Raw genomic sequence first — 16,361 nt, 5'->3', positions numbered from 1 at the left:
GGGCCCCATGGGCGAGCAGCAGCAAGTGAAGTTCCCGCAGGACGTCATCGACGAGTACGCGGCGCTCGGCGTGGATCTGCCCGCGCTGTTCTCCGCGGGGCACCTCGGGCAGCGCATGGGGGTGCAGATCGTGGAGGCGTCGGCGGACCGGGTGGTCGGCACCATGCCCGTCGAGGGCAACACCCAGCCGTACGGGCTGCTGCACGGCGGGGCCTCCGCGGTGCTCGCCGAGACCCTCGGCTCGGTCGGCGCGATGCTGCACGGCGGCAGCCGGAAGGTCGCCGTCGGCGTCGATCTGAACTGCACCCACCACCGAGGCGCCCGCTCCGGCCTGGTGACCGGCGTCGCCACCCCCGTCCACCGGGGCCGCTCGACGGCGACGTACGAGATCGTGATCACGGACGAGACGGACCACCGGGTGTGCTCGGCGCGGCTGACCTGTCTGCTGCGGGAGGTGAACCGGGGCGACGAGGAGCCGGCGCGCACGGGCACCTGACCCCGGCCCCGCAATCCCGGCGCCTCCACACCACCCGGCCCCTCCACCCCCGGCCCCGCAGCCCTGGCCCGCCCCGCCCCAGCCCCGCCACGCCACCCTGGCCCCGACCCTGCAATCCCGGCCCCTCCACCCCCGGCCTCGCAACCCTGGCCCGCACCACCCCACCCCACCCCCGCAGCCCCGTTGCCTCCGACCGCCCCGCCCCCTTAGCGTCGGTGCATGGCGACGGGGCGAGGCGGGGCTACGGCGGGTCGCCGCCGCGCGGCGCTCGCGCTGGCTCTCATCGCCCCCCTCGCCCTCCTCACCGCCTGCGCCTCCCCCACCTCCTCCTCGGCACCCTCCCCCACGCCCACCGCATCCGCCTCCCCCTCCCCCACGCCGGCGCCCACCCCGCCCGCCGCCCTCTGCGCCCGCCTCATCTCCCACTGGTCCCGTGAACTCCTCGACACCACCGCCTACGGCGACTACCAGTCGATGGGGCTGTCCAACGGCCAGTACGCGATCCTCAGGGACGTGGTGGACGCGGCCCGTTCCGCGCTGAAGCGCGAAGGCCCGGTCGCCGCCGAGGAGTTGATCGACGGGGAGGCCGAACAGCGGTGCGCGGCCCGGTACCGCGACGGCGCTCCGACCGAGGGGCCCTGGAGTTGACCGGCATCGGCCCGGTCGAACCCGGCGACGGCACCCACGCCTGGGAGCCACCGCCACCACCCACCCCGCTCCCCCCGGCTCCCCACCCCCACCGCCGCCGTCTCCGCGCCCGCACCACCACCCTCGCCCTCGCCCTCACCGCCGCCGTCGCCGTCACCCTCCACGCGACCCGCCCCGACCCTCCCCCTCCCCCACCTCCGTCCCCACGCCCCGCCCAGCCCTACCCCGCCCAGATCACCGACCTCACCTACCTCACCCCCGAGCCCCCCCGAACCCTCAGATCCCTCAGATCCCCCATATCCCACCAAACTCCCCAAATTCCCCAAACCCTCACCCATCACCTTCCGCTTCTCCATCGCCATCACCGTCCGTGCCGGTCACGAGGTGACGGTGACCGATGTCAGCCAGCCGTACCCGGGGCTTTCACTGACCACGAATCCCCGGACCCCTTTCCGCGCAAGCGCCGGAATGGCACGCAAGATCACGATTACCTTCAAGGCAACCGATTGCGGAAAAGTGCCACGGAACGTCGGACTCCCTTTTGTGGACGTAACTCTACGTAATACGCGCGCAATAGAAGCACACAGTTTCATCCTGGGTGAGTGCTATGCGCAGGACCTCTCCAGCGCCCTTCAAGTAGCCTGCGGCAACGGATCGGCGACATCACCAAATCCCTAGAACACTCCTGATGGCACCCATCTGGTCCTGCAAGTCTCACCATGTGGACGGGGCGAATCGGCTGGAATTCCACGCTTCCGCCCGACCAGTACCGCTCTGCATTACGTCGTGTCATAACAAGAGAGTCACAGCATCGGTCAGACTCTCCTCCACGTTCCCCACACACGCTTAGAGTCACCGCCAGTCACCGCGCCAAGGGGATTCGACGCCATTCGGCTTCCGCTTCGGACCCAGCGCTCGACTCGGCGTCTTCCACCGGGAAGATCCGCGCCAGGGGAAAGGACTGATCGTGCGTCAACGTTCGCTCATCGCCATGACCGCCGCACTGGCGGCGGGAGCGCTCACCCTCACCGCCTGCGGCTCGCGCGACGAGGGCGGTAGCTCCGACTCCGGCAGCGGCGGCACGACCGTCGTCATCGGCGTCGACGCGCCACTGACCGGCGACCTGTCCGCACTGGGTCTGGGCATCAAGAACTCCGTCGACCTCGCCGCCAAGACGGCCAACAAGGACAAATACGTCGAAGGCATCACCTTCAAGGTCGAAGCCCTCGACGACCAGGCACAGCCCTCCTCGGGCCAGCAGAACGCCACCAAGTTCGTCGCCGACAAGGAAGTCCTCGGAGTCGTAGGACCCCTGAACTCCTCCGTCGCCGAATCCATGCAGAAGGTCTTCGACGACGCCGGACTGGTCGAAGTCTCCCCCGCCAACACCAACCCCGCCCTCACCCAGGGCGCGGACTGGCAGACCAGCAAGGCACGGACGTACAAGTCGTACTTCCGCACCGCCACCACGGACGCCATCCAGGGCCCGTTCGCCGCGCAGTACCTCTTCAACGACGCCGGCAAGAAGAAGGTCTTCGTCATCGACGACAAGAAGACCTACGGCGCCGGCCTCGCCGCCACCTTCTCCGCCGAGTTCGAGAAGCTCGGCGGCGAGATCGTCGGCACCGAGCACATCGACCCCGAGACCAAGGACTTCTCCGCGGTCGCCACCAAGGTCAAGACCTCCGGCGCCGACGTCGTCTACTACGGCGGCGAATACCCGCAGGCCGGCCCGCTCAGCAAGCAGATCAAGGCATCCGGCGCCAAGATCCCGCTCGTCGGCGGCGACGGCATCTACAGCGCCGACTTCATCAAGCTCGCCGGCGCCGACGGCGCCGGAGACTTCGCCACCTCCGTCGGCGCCCCCGTCGAAGAACTCGACTCCGCCAAGGAATTCGTCGCCAACTACGAGGCCGAGGGCTACTCCGAGGCCTACGAGGCCTACGGCGGCTACTCCTACGACTCGGCCTGGGCCATCATCGAAGCCGTGAAGAAGGTCGTCGAGGACAACGACGGCACCCTCCCGGACGACGCCCGCGCCCAGGTCACCGCCGCCATGCAGAACGTGTCCTTCGCCGGCGTGACCGGCCAGGTCTCCTTCGACGAATTCGGTGACGCCACCAACAAGCAGCTCACCGTCTACTCCGTCAAGGACGGGGACTGGGCCGCCGTCAAGTCGGGCACCTACGAGGGCTGACCCACCCCCCACTCGACACAGAGCCGCGCGGGGCGCCGCACCACTGGCGCCCCGCGCGAACTCGCTTCCGGGCAATCCTCTCCGGTCACCCCACCCGACTCATCGACCCTCTCGGAGGACATGCGGTGAACGAACTGCCGCAGCAGCTGGTCAACGGCCTGCTACTGGGATCCATGTACGGCCTGGTCGCCATCGGCTACACGATGGTCTATGGCATCGTCCAGCTCATCAACTTCGCCCACGGCGAGATCTTCATGGTGGGCGGCTTCGGCGCCCTCACCGTCTACCTGTACGTCCTGCCCGACGGCACCACCATGTGGGTGGCACTCCCCCTCATGCTCGTCGGCGGCATCATCGTCGCCACCCTCACCGCCGTAGGCGCCGAACGCTTCGCCTACCGCCCCCTGCGCGGCGCCCCACGCCTCGCCCCCCTCATCACCGCCATCGGCCTCTCCCTCGCCCTCCAGCAAGCCGTCTGGGCCTGGTACCCCGACGCCCGCTCCGCGATCACCTTCCCCCAGATCGACGGCGGCCCCTTCGAAATCGGCAACGTCACCATCCAGACCGGGGACATCTTCCTCATCGCCGCCGCCCCCATCAGCATGGCGATCCTCGCCTACTTCGTCATGAAGACCCGCACCGGCCGCGGCATGCAGGCCACCGCCCAGGACCCCGACACCGCCAAACTCATGGGCATCAACACCGACCGCATCATCGTGGTCGCCTTCGCCCTCGGCGCCGCCTTCGCCGCCGTCGGAGCCCTCGCCTACGGCCTCAAATACGGCGAAGTCCAATTCCGCATGGGCTTCATCCTCGGCCTCAAAGCCTTCACCGCCGCCGTCCTCGGCGGCATCGGCAACATCTACGGCGCCATGCTCGGCGGCCTCGTCCTCGGCGTCGCCGAAGCCCTCTCCACCGCCTACATCGCCGACATCCCCGGCATGGAACAGTTCGGCAGCCAGTCCTGGGCCAACGTCTGGGCCTTCGTACTCCTCATCCTCGTCCTCCTGTTCAGGCCCCAGGGCCTGCTCGGCGAGCGCGTCGCGGACAGGGCGTGATCCCCCGATGACCACACAGACCACCGCACCCGAGACCCCGCGCCAGGCAGCCACCGGCAAGCACGCCGGACTCATCGGCCTGCCCCCCGCCCTCGGCCGCGCCCTCGCCACCGGCGGCGGCGCCCTCACCGTCGTGTCCACCTTCCTCGCCTGGACCTGGACCGCCGACTTCCCCGGCGACCTCACCGTCTACGGCTACCCCGGCGGACTCCAGGTCCTGGTCCTCATCAGCGGCGCCCTCACCACCCTCTTCGGCCTCGCCTCCCACGGCGTCAAGGGCCTCGGCTGGCTCACCCCCGCCGGCGCCGACAGCGCCCTCAAACTCGCCGCACTCGGCGCCTTCGGCACCACCTGGTTCACGATCATCGCCATCAGCACCCAACTCGGCGGCCTCGTCAACCTCGAACCCGGCGCCTACCTCGCCGCCCTCACCACCCTCACCGCCGCCCTCGGCGCCCTCGCGCTCCCCTTCACCTGGCCCGAACGCGAACCCGCCGACCCCGACGACAGCACCTGGGAACAGTTCACCCACCACACACGCGGCACCTGGTCCATCGTCAAAACCGCCTTCACCACCGGCCCCAGCACCCCCGCCCGCACCCTCCCCGGCTACGCCGAGATCCTCATCATCGTCGCCACCCTCGCCATCGGCCTCACCGTCTTCACCTACGGCATCGGCACCGAGTACGACGAACTCTTCATCGGCTTCCTCATCACCGCCGGATTCGGCATCGCCGCCACCGCCAAAGCCGGACTCGTCGGCCGCGTCACCACCGTCACCACCAAACACCGCACAGTGACCATGATCGGCGCATTCGTCGCCGCCGCGGCCTTCCCCTTCACCCAGTCCGACGACCAGTACGCCACCATCGGCGTCTACATCCTGATCTTCGCCACCGTCGCCCTCGGCCTCAACATCGTCGTCGGCCTCGCCGGCCTCCTCGACCTCGGCTACGTCGCCTTCCTCGGCGTCGGCGCCTACACCGCCGCCATGGTCTCCGGCTCCCCCTCCTCCCCCTTCGACCTCCAACTCCCCTTCTGGCTCTCCGCCCTCCTCGGCGCCGCCGTCGCCATGGTCTTCGGCGTCATCATCGGCGCCCCCACCCTCCGACTCCGCGGCGACTACCTCGCCATCGTCACCCTCGGCTTCGGAGAGATCTTCCGCCTCGCCGTCCTCAACATGGACGGCACCTCAGGACCCGACATCACCAACGGCTCCAACGGCATCTCCTCCATCCCCAACCTCAACATCCTCGGCTTCGACTTCGGCGAAGAACACACCATCGCCGGCTTCACCATCGCCCGCTTCGCCAACTACTTCCTGCTCATGCTGGTCATCACCCTCATCGTGGTGATCGTCTTCCAGCGCAGCAGCGACAGCCGCATCGGCCGCGCCTGGATCGCCATCCGCGAAGACGAAACCGCCGCCCTCGCCATGGGCATCAACGGCTTCCGCGTCAAACTCATCGCCTTCGCCCTCGGCGCCGCCCTCGCCGGCCTCGCCGGCACCGTCCAGGCCCACGTCACCTACACCGTGACCCCCGAGCAATACCAATTCGCCCACGTCGTCCCACCCAACTCCGCATTCCTCCTCGCGGCCGTCGTCCTCGGCGGCATGGGCACCATCAGCGGCCCCCTCGTCGGCGCCGCCCTCCTCTACCTCATCCCCGCCAAGCTCCAATTCCTGGACGACCTCCAACTCTTCGCCTTCGGCCTCGCCCTCGTCCTCCTCATGCGCTTCCGCCCCGAAGGACTCATCCCCAACCGGCGACGCCAACTCGAATTCCACGAAGAGACGGAAGCACCCACAGTCCTCGGCAAGGCAGGGGCCTGACCCATGACAACCACCACCCAGACCACCACCGGCCAGACCGGCCAGACCGTCCTCGACGCCCGCGGCGTCACCATGCGCTTCGGCGGCCTCACCGCCGTACGCTCCGTCGACCTCCAGGTCAACACCGGAGAAATCGTCGGCCTCATCGGCCCCAACGGCGCCGGAAAAACCACCTTCTTCAACTGCCTCACCGGCCTCTACATCCCCACCGAAGGCGAAGTCCGCTACAAAGGCACCGTCCTCCCCCCCAAATCCTTCAAGGTCACCGCCGCAGGCATCGCCCGCACCTTCCAGAACATCCGCCTCTTCGCCAACATGACCGTCCTGGAAAACGTCCTCGTCGGCCGCCACACCCGCACCAAAGAAGGACTCTGGTCCGCCCTCCTGCGCGGCCCCGGCTTCCACAGAGCAGAAGCCGCCTCCCGCGCCCGCGCCATGGAACTCCTCGAATTCGTCGGCCTCGCCCCCAAAGCCGAACACCTCGCCCGCAACCTCCCCTACGGCGAACAACGCAAACTGGAAATCGCCCGCGCCCTCGCCAGCGAACCCGGCCTCCTCCTCCTCGACGAACCCACCGCCGGAATGAACCCCCAGGAGACCCGCGCCACCGAGGAACTCGTCTTCGCCATCCGCGACAAGGGCATCGCCGTCCTCGTCATCGAGCACGACATGCGATTCATCTTCAACCTCTGCGACCGCGTCGCCGTCCTCGTCCAGGGCGAAAAACTCGTCGAAGGCGACAGCACCACCGTCCAAGGCGACGAACGGGTCGTCGCCGCCTACCTCGGCGAACCCTTCGACGACGCCCCCGGCGCCGCCGAAGTGGCCGAAGTCGAAGCGGCCGAAGCAGCCGCCGAAGCGGAAGCCGCCCACACCCCGGCCGAACCCGCCGACACCCCGCCGGCCAAGGAGAACGACCGATGACCGCACTCCTCGAAGTCGAAGACCTCCGAGTCGCCTACGGCAAGATCGAAGCCGTCAAAGGCATCTCGTTCAAGGTCGAGGCCGGCGAGGTCCTCACCCTCATCGGCACCAACGGCGCAGGCAAAACCACCACCCTGCGCACCCTCTCCGGCCTCCTCAAACCCGCCGGCGGCCACATCCGCTTCAACGGCAAATCCCTCAAGAAAACCCCCGCCCACGAAATCGTCGCCCTCGGCCTCGCCCACTCCCCCGAAGGCCGCCACATCTTCCCCCGCATGACCATCGAGGACAACCTCCGCCTCGGCGCCTTCCTCCGCACCGACAAACCCGGCATCGACAAAGACATCCAACGCGCCTACGACCTCTTCCCCATCCTCGGAGAACGCCGCAAACAAGCCGCCGGCACCCTCTCCGGCGGCGAACAGCAAATGCTCGCCATGGGCCGCGCCCTGATGTCCCAGCCGAAACTGCTCATGCTGGACGAACCCTCCATGGGACTCTCCCCCATCATGATGCAGAAGATCATGTCCACCATCGCCGAACTCAAGACCCAGGGCACCACCATCCTCCTGGTCGAACAGAACGCCCAGGCCGCCCTCTCCCTCGCCGACCACGGCCACGTCATGGAGGTCGGCAGCATCGTCCTCTCCGGCACCGGCCAGGACCTCCTGCACGACGAATCCGTCCGCAAGGCGTACCTCGGCGAGGACTGACCCGAACACCCCACCACCACCACGAGGCCCGCACCCCCACCCGGGGGCGCGGGCCTCGCCGCACACCATCGACACCCAGGACTCAGCCCTGACCGCCGCCCTCCCTCGCCTTCGCCGCCTTCTTCTCCGCCGCATCCTCGATCACAGCCTCCGCCACCTGCTGCATCGACATCCGCCGATCCATCGACGTCTTCTGGATCCAACGGAACGCAGCCGGCTCACTCAACCCGTACTCCGTCTGAAGAATCGACTTCGCCCGATCCACCAGCTTCCGCGTCTCCAGCCGCTGCGCGAGGTCCGCGACCTCCTTCTCCAGCTCCTTGAGCTGCGTGTACCGCGAGACAGCCATCTCGATCGCCGGGACGACATCACTCTTGCTGAACGGCTTCACCAGATACGCCATCGCCCCCGCGTCCCGCGCCCGCTCCACCAGATCGCGCTGCGAGAACGCGGTCAGCATCAGCACCGGCGCGATGCCCTCCTCGCCGATCTTCTCCGCCGCGGAGATCCCGTCGAGCCGGGGCATCTTCACATCGAGGATCACCAGATCGGGCCGCAGCTCACGGGCCAGCTCCACCGCCTGCTCCCCGTCCCCGGCCTCACCGACGACGGAGTAGCCCTCCTCCTCCAGCATCTCTTTGAGGTCGAGCCGGATCAGGGCCTCGTCCTCGGCGATGACGACACGGGTCGTCAGCGGAGGCACGTGCGACTTGTCGTCGTCGGGCGCGTCTGCGGGCTGGGGCGACTCGGGGGAGGTCACTCGGGCTCCTCGTTCGGGGCAGGGAGATACTGCTGCCAAGAGCGTACCTAGCTCCTGTATGTTTGAGTCACCAAGGGGTTACGATAACCTTCGGTTTGAAGAAGCTCCGGTAGCCCAAGGGTAGAGGCCATGGTCTCAAACACCATTCAGTGTGGGTTCGAATCCCACCCGGGGCACTTTGCCTTCGATTCCAAGATTGCCAATGGAAAGCGGATGTCCACGTTCTCGTGAACATCCGCTTTTCGCTGCGCGTCGGGGCGTTCACTCCCTCATCGTGATCACATGTACGACCTCAGCACACGCGAGCGAGCGCTGGCCCTCCTGGCGCAGGGACGCAGCCTGAACTCGGTCAGCAACGAGACCGGGATCTCCCGGTCGGCGATCCGGTCCTGGCAGACCCGTATCCAGCCGAAACGCGGCGGTATCCCGTGCCCCCGGTGCAGGACACAGCCGGGCCCGCCCGAGGACGCGCCCGCGTACGCGTATCTCCTGGGCCTCTACCTCGGCGACGGCTGCATCAGCGCGCACCGACGCGGCGTCCACTCGATGCGGATCGTTCTGGACAGGGCTTGGCCCGGGGTCATCGAGGCGTGCGAGAAGGCGCTCCGCGCGGTGCGACCGATGAACAGCATCTTCCGCGAGCGGAAGCAGGGCGCCTACGCGGTCGTTTCCACCAGCAAGCACTGGCCCTGCCTCTTCCCTCAGCACGGCCCCGGGAAGAAGCACGAGCGCCCTATCGCCCTCGAACCCTGGCAGCAGGAGATCGTCGACACGCACCCCTGGGAGTTCATCCGTGGCCTCATCCACTCCGACGGCTGCCGGACGACGAACTGGACTACGCGCGTGATCGGCGGGGAGCGGAAGCGCTACGAGTATCCCCGGTACTTCTTCACCAACACGTCGGCCGACATCCTGGGCCTGTTCACCGCGACGCTGGACAGCGTCGGTGTCGCCTGGCGGCAGGCCAACAGCCGGAACATCTCCGTAGCCCGCAAAGCCTCCGTCGCCCTTATGGACGCCCACGTCGGCCCCAAGTACTGAGCGGATCGCTCAGCCGCTGGACTCCCCGATGTGATGCACCCGCACCAGGTTCGTCGTCCCGGAGACCCCGGGTGGGGAACCGGCGGTGATCACCACCGTGTCGCCGGGGGCGCAGCGGGCGTGGTGGGTGAGGAGTTCGTCCACCTGGTCGACCATGGCGTCGGTGGAGTCGACGTGGGGGCCGAGGAAGGTTTCGATGCCCCAGGTGAGGCTGAGCTGGGAGCGGGTGGCGGGGTCGGGGGTGAAGGCGAGGAGGGGGATCGGGGAGCGGTAGCGGGAGAGGCGGCGGGCGGTGTCGCCGGACTGGGTGAAGGCGACGAGGAATGTGGCGCCGAGGAAGTCGCCCATTTCGGCGGCGGCGCGGGCGACGGCGCCGCCCTGGGTGCGGGGTTTGTTGTTGTCGGTGAGGGGTGGGAGTCCTTTGGCGAGGAGGTCTTCTTCGGCCGCTTCGACGATTTTGGCCATGGTGCGGACGGTTTCGATGGGGTATTTGCCGACGCTGGTCTCGCCGGAGAGCATGACGGCGTCGGTGCCGTCGATGACGGCGTTGGCGACGTCGCTGGCTTCGGCGCGGGTGGGGCGGGAGTTGTCGATCATCGAGTCGAGCATCTGGGTGGCGACGATGACGGGTTTGGCGTTGCGCCTGGCGAGTTTGATGGCGCGTTTCTGGACGATGGGGACCTGTTCGAGGGGCATTTCGACGCCGAGGTCGCCGCGGGCGACCATGATGCCGTCGAAGGCGGCGACGATGTCGTCGATGGCGTCGACGGCCTGGGGTTTTTCGACTTTGGCGATGACGGGGAGCCGTCGGCCTTCCTCGGTCATGATGCGGTGGACGTCGTCGGCGTCGCGTCCGCTGCGGACGAAGGAGAGGGCGATGATGTCGAAGCCGGTGCGCAGGGCCCAGCGGAGGTCGTTCTCGTCCTTGTCGCTGAGGGCGGGGACGGAGACGGCGACGCCGGGGAGGTTGAGGCCCTTGTGGTCGGAGACCATGCCGCCTTCGAGGACGGTGGTGTGGACGCGGGGGCCGTCGACGGCGGTGACTTCGAGGCAGACTTTGCCGTCGTCGACGAGGATGCGTTCGCCGGGGGTGACGTCGGTGGCGAGGCCGTGGTAGGTGGTGCCGCAGATGTCGCGGTCGCCGGGGGCGTCGGGTTCGACGGTGATGGTGAAGGTGTCTCCGCGTTCGAGGAGTACGGGGCCTTCGGTGAAGCGGCCGAGGCGGATCTTCGGGCCCTGGAGGTCGGCGAGGAGGCCGACGCTGCGGCCGGTCTCGTCGGCGGCCTTGCGGACGCGCCGGTAGCGTTCCTCGTGGTCGGCGTGGGTGCCGTGGCTGAGGTTGAAGCGGGCTACGTCCATTCCGGCTTCGACCAGTGCCTTGATCTGGTCGTAGGAGTCGGTGGCGGGGCCCAGGGTGCAGACGATTTTTGCTCGGCGCATGTTTCGAGCCTATTGCTTACCGGTGGGTAGGTATTTGGTCGGGGATGACTACCCAACCACCTTTGGGTGAAGGGGTGTTGACAAGTATTGGAGTGTGCGCCGGGGCGCTCTGGTGAGCATTTCGGGGTGGTGTGGTGGTCAGAGGGTGGGGGGGTTCATGGTGAAGCGGGCGTTGACGGTGGCGTAGATGTGCTGGCGCTGGGGTTCGAGGTCGAGGGGGGCGGTGGAGGCGTCCTCGGCGCCTGCGGCGTAGGCGACGCTGCGCATGGGGCCGGGGGCGTAGGGCTGGGGGGTTTCGGCGCCGGTGTCGGCGAGTTCGACGAGGGCGGCGAGGGTGGTGCCGAGGGCTTCGGCGTATTCGCGGGCGCGCTGGACGGCTTCGTGGACGGCGCGGCGGCGGGCGTCGCGGTGGGCGGGTGAGTCGGGGCGCAGGGACCACCAGGGGCCGTCGACGCGGGTGAGGTCGAGGTCGGCGAGGCGGGTGGTGAGTTCGCCGAGGGCGGTGAAGTCGGTGAGTTCGGCGGTGAGGTGGACGGTGCCCTGGTAGGTGCGGACGCGTTCGCCGCGGCCTTTGGCGAGGTGGGGGGTGAGGGAGAGGGCGCCGGTTTCGAGGCGTTCGACGGCGTCGCCGTAGGACTTGACGAGGTCGAGGACGGTGGTGTTGCGGTGGGTGAGGTCGTCGAGGGCGGTGCGGCGGTCGCGTCCTCGGGCGGTGACGGTGATGCCGATGCGGGCGATCTCGGGGTCGACGTCGAGGTGGGCTTCGCCGCGGACGGCGATGCGGGGGGCGTCGGGGGTGCCGTAGGGGAGGGGGCCGGGGCCGGGTGTGGTCATGGGTCCCACTGTGTCAGTTCGGGTGGGGGCTCCGGGGGTTTCGGGGATTTCAGGGGTTTCGGGGCCTGGTCGTCGGGTCGCAGTCTGCGAGGGTGCTGATGGGTGTGAGGTGCGGGGGGGAGTGGTCAGATTCCGTCCGTCAGGGGGGTGAGGGTGCGGGGGGTGCGGGCGGACGGGATGCGGGGCTGGTGCTGTTGGAGGCCGAAGGTGGTGAAGGCGGTGCGGTGGGGCAGGGGGTAGGTGTCCTTGCCGGTGAGGGCGTTGAGGATGGTGGCGCTGCGCCAGGCGGCGAGGCCGAGGTCGGGGGTGCCGACGCCGTGGGTGTGGGTCTCGGCGTTCTGGACGTGGACGGAGCCGGTGACGGAGGGGTCGAGGACGAGGCGGTGGTCGGGGTCGACGCGGAGGCGGTCGCGGCTGTCGCGGCGCAGATAGGGGTCGAGTCCGGCGAGGATGCGGTCGAGGGGGCGTTCGCGGTAGCCGGTGGCGAGGACGACGGCGTCGGTGGTGAGGCGGGAGCGGGTGCCCTGCTGGAGGTGTTCGAGGTGGAGTTCGACCTTGGTGGTGGCGATCCGGCCGGCGGTGCGGACGCGGACGCCGGGGGTGAGGACGGCGTCGGGCCAGCCGCCGTGCAGGGTGCGGCGGTACAGCTCGTCGTGGATGGCGGCGAGGGTGTCGGCGTCGATGCCCTTGTGGAGTTGCCACTGGGTGGTGGTGAGGCGGTCGCGGACGGGTTCGGCGAGGGCGTGGAAGTAGCGGGTGTAGTCGGGGGTGAAGTGTTCGAGGCCGAGTTTGGAGTACTCCATGGGTGCGAACGCCTCGGTGCGGCCCAGCCAGTGGAGTTGTTCGCGGCCGGCGGGGCGGTGGCGGAGCAGGTCGAGGAAGACTTCGGCGCCGGACTGGCCGGAGCCGATGACGGTGACATGTCCGGCGGTGAGCAGGGCGTCGCGGTGGTCGAGGTAGTCGGCGGAGTGCAGGACGGGGACGGCGGGGGCGTCGACGAGGGGGCGGAGGGGGTCGGGGATGTGGGGTTCGGTGCCGATGCCGAGGACGATGTTGCGGGTGTAGGTGCGGCCGAGGGCCTCGGCCTCGCCGTCGGTGTCGAGCTGGGTGTGGTCGACTTCGAAGACATCGCGTTCGGGGTTCCAGCGGACGGCGTCGACCTGGTGGCCGAAGCGGAGTGCGGGGAGGTTCTCGGCGACCCAGCGGCAGTAGGCGTCGTATTCGGCGCGCTGGATGTGGAAGCGCTCGGCGAAGTAGAAGGGGTAGAGGCGGTCGCGGGCGCGGAGGTGGTTGAGGAAGGTCCAGGGGCTGGCGGGGTCGGCGAGGGTGACGAGGTCGGCGAGGAAGGGGACCTGGAGGGTGGTGCCGTCGATCAGCAGGCCGGGGTGCCAGTGGAAGGCGGGGCGCTGGTCGTAGAAGACGGCGTCCAGTTCGGTGAGGGGGTGGGCGAGGGCGGCGAGGGAGAGGTTGAAGGGGCCGATGCCGATGCCCACGAGGTCGCGGGGGGTGGTGGGGTCGGGGGTGGGGGGTGGGGTGGGCATGGGGACCTCCGGGCGGGCAGCGGGGCTCCAGCTTGAGGGGGCTGTGCGCTGCCGCGCCCGGAAAACGCGGGATCGGACCCGAACGGGGTAGGGGAGGTGGTGGTGGGCCTGGTGGGGGTGGGTCCGTGGGGTGTGGTGGGTGGTCGGTCAGTGGGGTGCGGGGGGTGGTCGGTCAGTGGGGTGTGGTGGGTGTCGTTGTGGCGCGGACGCGCAGGGCTCGCTCGAGGTCGTCGAGTTGGTCGACCAGTTTGCGGCGCAGGGCCGGGGTGAGGTCGGCGGTGTCGAGGCAGGCGCGGCCGAGTCGGAGGTTCTCGGGGTCGACGGCGGGGCCGGGGAAGGCCCAGCGGCCGGCGGCGTCGGCGATGGCGGGGCCGCGGCGGGCGGCGAGGGTGACGGCGTCCTCGTAGAAGCGGGGGACGTACGGGGTCAGCAGGTCGGCCTGTTCGGGCTGCCAGAAGCCCTGGGCGGTGGCGGTGAAGAGGTAGTTGGAGAGGTCGTCGGCGGTGAACAGGGCGGACCAGGCGGCGGCCTTGGCCTCGGGGTCGGGGAGGGCGGCGCGGCAGCGGGCGGCGCCTTCCTGGCCGGTGGCGCTGGGGTCGCGGTCGAGTTCGGCGGCGATGGTGGTCTCGTCGGTGGCGCCGAGGACGGCGAGGCGGGCGAGGATGCGCCAGCGCAGCTCGGGGTCCAGTTCGGGTCCGCCGGGGACGGTGCCGTCGGCGAGCCAGGCGGCGAGGGCGTCGGGGCGGGTGGCGACGTCGATGAAGTGGCGTACGGCGATGAGGCGCAGGCCGGGGTGGGAGCCGTCCTCGGTGCGGCGGATGAGGTCGCGGCAGAGGGCGCCCAGGGTGGCGAGGGCGTCGGGGCGGGCGTCGGGGGGGAGGTAGCGGCCGGCGATCTGGGTGGCGGCGAAGGCGAGGACGCCCTGGACGAGGGCGAGGTCGGTCTCGCGGGGGAGGTGGGTGCGGGCGGTGTCCAGGTAGGCGGTGGGCGCGAGTTCGCCGTCGCGGACGGCGTCCCTGAGGGCGTTCCACACCACCGCGCGGGTGAGCGGCCGGGGCAGGCCGGAGAGGCGTTCGCGGACGGTGGTGAAGGAGGCGGGGTCGAAGCGGACCTTGGCGTAGCTGAGGTCGCCGTCGTTGAGGAGGAGCAGTGCGGGGCGTTTGCCGATGGGTTCGGGGGCGGTCTGCGGGAGGTCGAGGTCGCGGCGGTCGCGCAGGACGAGGCGGCCCTCGTCGTCGGCGGGGTCGAGGTCGTAGAGGCCGACGGCGATGCGGTGGGGGCGGGTGCCGGTGCGGTCGACGGTGAGGGTGCAGATGCCGTTGTCGCCGCGGGTGACGCGGGGGACGAGGGTGTCGACGCCGGTGGTGCGGAGCCAGGCGTCGGCCCAGGCGTGGACGTCGCGGTCGGTGGTGTGGGCGAGGGAGTCGATGAAGTCGGCGAGGGTGGCGTTGGCGAACCGGTGCCGGGCGAAGTGGGTGTTGATGCCGGCGAGGAAGTCCTTCTCGCCGAGCCAGGCGACGAGCTGGCGCAGGGCGGAGGCGCCCTTGGCGTAGGAGATGCCGTCGAAGTTGAGGAGGGCGGAGGCGGTGTCGGGGACGGCTTCGGGGGCGACGGGGTGGGTGGAGGGGCGCTGGTCGGCGTCGTAGCCCCAGCCCTTGCGGACGACGCCGAAGTCGGTCCAGGTGTCGGTGAAGCGGGTGGCCTCGACGAGGGTCTGGTAGCCCATGTACTCGGCGAAGGACTCGTTGAGCCAGATGTCGTCCCACCAGGTGAGGGTGACGAGGTCGCCGAACCACATGTGGGCCATCTCGTGGGCGATGACCATGGCGCGGGTCTGGCGCTCGGTGTCGGTGACGGCGGAGCGGTAGACGAATTCGTCGCGGAAGGTGACGAGGCCGGGGTTCTCCATGGCGCCGGCGTTGAACTCGGGGACGAACGCCTGGTCGTAGGAGTCGAAGGGGTAGGGCTCCTCGAACTTCTCGTGGTAGCGGTCGAAGCACTGGCGGGTGATCTCCAGCAGTTCGTCGGCGTCGGTGTCGAGGTAGGGGCCCAGCGAGCGGCGGCAGTGGATGCCGAAGGGGAGGCCGCGGTGCTCGGTGCGGACCGAGTGCCAGGGGCCGGCGGCGACGGCGACGAGGTAGGTGGAGATGGGCGGGGTGGGGGCGGCCCGCCAGCGGCCGTCGGCCTGCTGCTCGGTGATGCCGTTGGCGAGGACGGTCCAGCCTTCGGGGGCGGTGACGGTCACCTCGACGGCGGCCTTGAGGTCGGGTTGGTCGAAGGCGGCGAAGACGCGCTGGACGTCGTCCAGGAAGAGCTGGGTGTAGACGTAGGTCTCGTCGTCGCTGGGGTCGGTGAAGCGGTGCATGCCCTCGCCGGTGCGGGAGTAGCGCATGGCGGCGTCGATGCGCAGTTCGTGCGGGCCGGCGGGGAGGTTGTTCAGGGGGAGCCGGTTGCCGTCGAGGGTCTCGGGGTCGAGGGGGTGTCCGTCGAGGGTGGCGGTCCGAAGCTGTGCGGGCTTCAGCTCGATGAAGGTGTCCGCGTCCGTGCGGGTGCTGAAATGGATCACGGTACGGGAGTCGAAGGTCTCGTCCCCGGTGGTCAGATCGAGGTCGATCGCGTACCGCTGGACGTCGAGGAGCTGTGCACGGGTCTGCGCTTCGTCGCGCGAGAGAACGGACATGCGTGCCATGCTGCCCGATGGCACTGACATCGCACAGGGGCGGCCCGGTTCGTGCCCGGATCGCGACCTGCGCTCCGGCTTCCGGGGTGGTACGGGCGGCGGTCGGGTTGCCGGGGGGTGGGGGCGGCGGTCGCGTTCCCGGATGGTGCGGGCGGAGTTCAGGTTCCCGGGTGGTGCGGGCGCGGCGGTCAGGTT

Annotated in this window: 13 protein-coding genes and 1 tRNA gene; 9 read left to right on the top strand and 5 right to left on the bottom strand. The window is 69.5% G+C overall.

What is annotated here, in order from left to right; genetic code table 11:
* Positions 1-7 precede the first annotated feature (7 nt).
* From AB0O01_RS14895 to AB0O01_RS14865, 7 genes are all read left to right on the top strand, one after another.
* Complete coding sequence (locus tag AB0O01_RS14895; protein WP_365313415.1) at positions 8-496, top strand: hotdog fold thioesterase; 489 nt, start codon at positions 8-10, stop codon at positions 494-496.
* 219 nt (positions 497-715) lie between these two features.
* Complete coding sequence (locus AB0O01_RS14890; RefSeq protein WP_365313414.1) at positions 716-1,144, top strand: hypothetical protein; 429 nt, start codon at positions 716-718, stop codon at positions 1,142-1,144.
* Positions 1,145-2,111: 967 nt separating this feature from the next.
* Positions 2,112-3,341, top strand: coding sequence for a branched-chain amino acid ABC transporter substrate-binding protein (locus AB0O01_RS14885; RefSeq protein ID WP_365313412.1), 1,230 nt, complete (start codon positions 2,112-2,114; stop codon positions 3,339-3,341).
* Between the two features lie 125 nt (positions 3,342-3,466).
* A complete protein-coding gene (locus tag AB0O01_RS14880) occupies positions 3,467-4,399 on the top strand; it encodes a branched-chain amino acid ABC transporter permease (RefSeq protein ID WP_365313410.1) in 933 nt (310 codons plus the stop codon).
* 7 nt (positions 4,400-4,406) lie between these two features.
* Positions 4,407-6,233 carry a branched-chain amino acid ABC transporter permease gene (locus tag AB0O01_RS14875; protein ID WP_365313408.1) on the top strand — a complete coding sequence of 609 codons (1,827 nt, stop codon included), beginning with the start codon at positions 4,407-4,409 and terminating at the stop codon, positions 6,231-6,233.
* A gap of 3 nt (positions 6,234-6,236) precedes the next feature.
* A complete protein-coding gene (locus AB0O01_RS14870) occupies positions 6,237-7,157 on the top strand; it encodes an ABC transporter ATP-binding protein (protein ID WP_365313406.1) in 921 nt (306 codons plus the stop codon).
* Positions 7,154-7,870, top strand: a complete 717-nt coding sequence (locus tag AB0O01_RS14865; protein WP_365313404.1) for an ABC transporter ATP-binding protein — start codon at positions 7,154-7,156, stop codon at positions 7,868-7,870. The genes AB0O01_RS14870 and AB0O01_RS14865 overlap by 4 nt, the downstream gene beginning before the upstream one ends.
* An 82-nt stretch (positions 7,871-7,952) precedes the next feature.
* Here the strand turns inward: AB0O01_RS14865 and AB0O01_RS14860 are convergent, their stop codons facing one another.
* Complete coding sequence (locus AB0O01_RS14860) at positions 7,953-8,630, bottom strand: response regulator (protein ID WP_365313403.1); 678 nt, start codon at positions 8,628-8,630, stop codon at positions 7,953-7,955.
* A gap of 103 nt (positions 8,631-8,733) precedes the next feature.
* Here AB0O01_RS14860 and AB0O01_RS14855 point away from each other — a divergent pair.
* Positions 8,734-8,806: transfer RNA gene (locus tag AB0O01_RS14855), tRNA-Leu, on the top strand.
* Between the two features lie 106 nt (positions 8,807-8,912).
* Positions 8,913-9,671 carry a helix-turn-helix domain-containing protein gene (locus AB0O01_RS14850; RefSeq protein ID WP_365313401.1) on the top strand — a complete coding sequence of 253 codons (759 nt, stop codon included), beginning with the start codon at positions 8,913-8,915 and terminating at the stop codon, positions 9,669-9,671.
* Between the two features lie 9 nt (positions 9,672-9,680).
* Here AB0O01_RS14850 and pyk read toward each other — a convergent pair whose 3' ends face one another.
* The 4 genes from pyk to pepN form a co-directional block, all read right to left on the bottom strand.
* Complete coding sequence (pyk, locus tag AB0O01_RS14845) at positions 9,681-11,111, bottom strand: pyruvate kinase (RefSeq protein ID WP_365313400.1); 1,431 nt, start codon at positions 11,109-11,111, stop codon at positions 9,681-9,683.
* Between the two features lie 138 nt (positions 11,112-11,249).
* On the bottom strand, positions 11,250-11,945 hold the full coding sequence (locus tag AB0O01_RS14840; protein WP_365313399.1) for an SIMPL domain-containing protein: 696 nt from the start codon (positions 11,943-11,945) through the stop codon (positions 11,250-11,252).
* 125 nt (positions 11,946-12,070) lie between these two features.
* Positions 12,071-13,486 carry a SidA/IucD/PvdA family monooxygenase gene (locus AB0O01_RS14835; protein WP_365313397.1) on the bottom strand — a complete coding sequence of 472 codons (1,416 nt, stop codon included), beginning with the start codon at positions 13,484-13,486 and terminating at the stop codon, positions 12,071-12,073.
* A gap of 172 nt (positions 13,487-13,658) precedes the next feature.
* Positions 13,659-16,166 carry an aminopeptidase N gene (gene pepN, locus AB0O01_RS14830; RefSeq protein WP_365313395.1) on the bottom strand — a complete coding sequence of 836 codons (2,508 nt, stop codon included), beginning with the start codon at positions 16,164-16,166 and terminating at the stop codon, positions 13,659-13,661.
* Positions 16,167-16,361 lie beyond the last annotated feature (195 nt).

It is taken from the genome of Streptomyces sp. NPDC093252, assembly GCF_040683675.1.
Classification (GTDB): domain Bacteria; phylum Actinomycetota; class Actinomycetes; order Streptomycetales; family Streptomycetaceae; genus Streptomyces.
This window is presented reverse-complemented; position numbering and strand designations above follow the sequence as displayed.

Bases quoted from the DNA above. Each gene is read 5' to 3' on its own strand.
- AB0O01_RS14895 (WP_365313415.1), top strand. From the start codon at position 8: ATGGGCGAGCAGCAGCAAGTGAAGTTCCCGCAGGACGTCATCGACGAG.
- AB0O01_RS14890 (WP_365313414.1), top strand. From the start codon at position 716: ATGGCGACGGGGCGAGGCGGGGCTACGGCGGGTCGCCGCCGCGCGGCG.
- AB0O01_RS14875 (WP_365313408.1), top strand. From the start codon at position 4,407: ATGACCACACAGACCACCGCACCCGAGACCCCGCGCCAGGCAGCCACC.
- AB0O01_RS14870 (WP_365313406.1), top strand. From the start codon at position 6,237: ATGACAACCACCACCCAGACCACCACCGGCCAGACCGGCCAGACCGTC.
- AB0O01_RS14865 (WP_365313404.1), top strand. From the start codon at position 7,154: ATGACCGCACTCCTCGAAGTCGAAGACCTCCGAGTCGCCTACGGCAAG.
- AB0O01_RS14850 (WP_365313401.1), top strand. From the start codon at position 8,913: ATGTACGACCTCAGCACACGCGAGCGAGCGCTGGCCCTCCTGGCGCAG.
- pyk (WP_365313400.1), bottom strand. From the start codon at position 11,111: ATGCGCCGAGCAAAAATCGTCTGCACCCTGGGCCCCGCCACCGACTCC.
- AB0O01_RS14840 (WP_365313399.1), bottom strand. From the start codon at position 11,945: ATGACCACACCCGGCCCCGGCCCCCTCCCCTACGGCACCCCCGACGCC.
- AB0O01_RS14835 (WP_365313397.1), bottom strand. From the start codon at position 13,486: ATGCCCACCCCACCCCCCACCCCCGACCCCACCACCCCCCGCGACCTC.
- pepN (WP_365313395.1), bottom strand. From the start codon at position 16,166: ATGTCCGTTCTCTCGCGCGACGAAGCGCAGACCCGTGCACAGCTCCTC.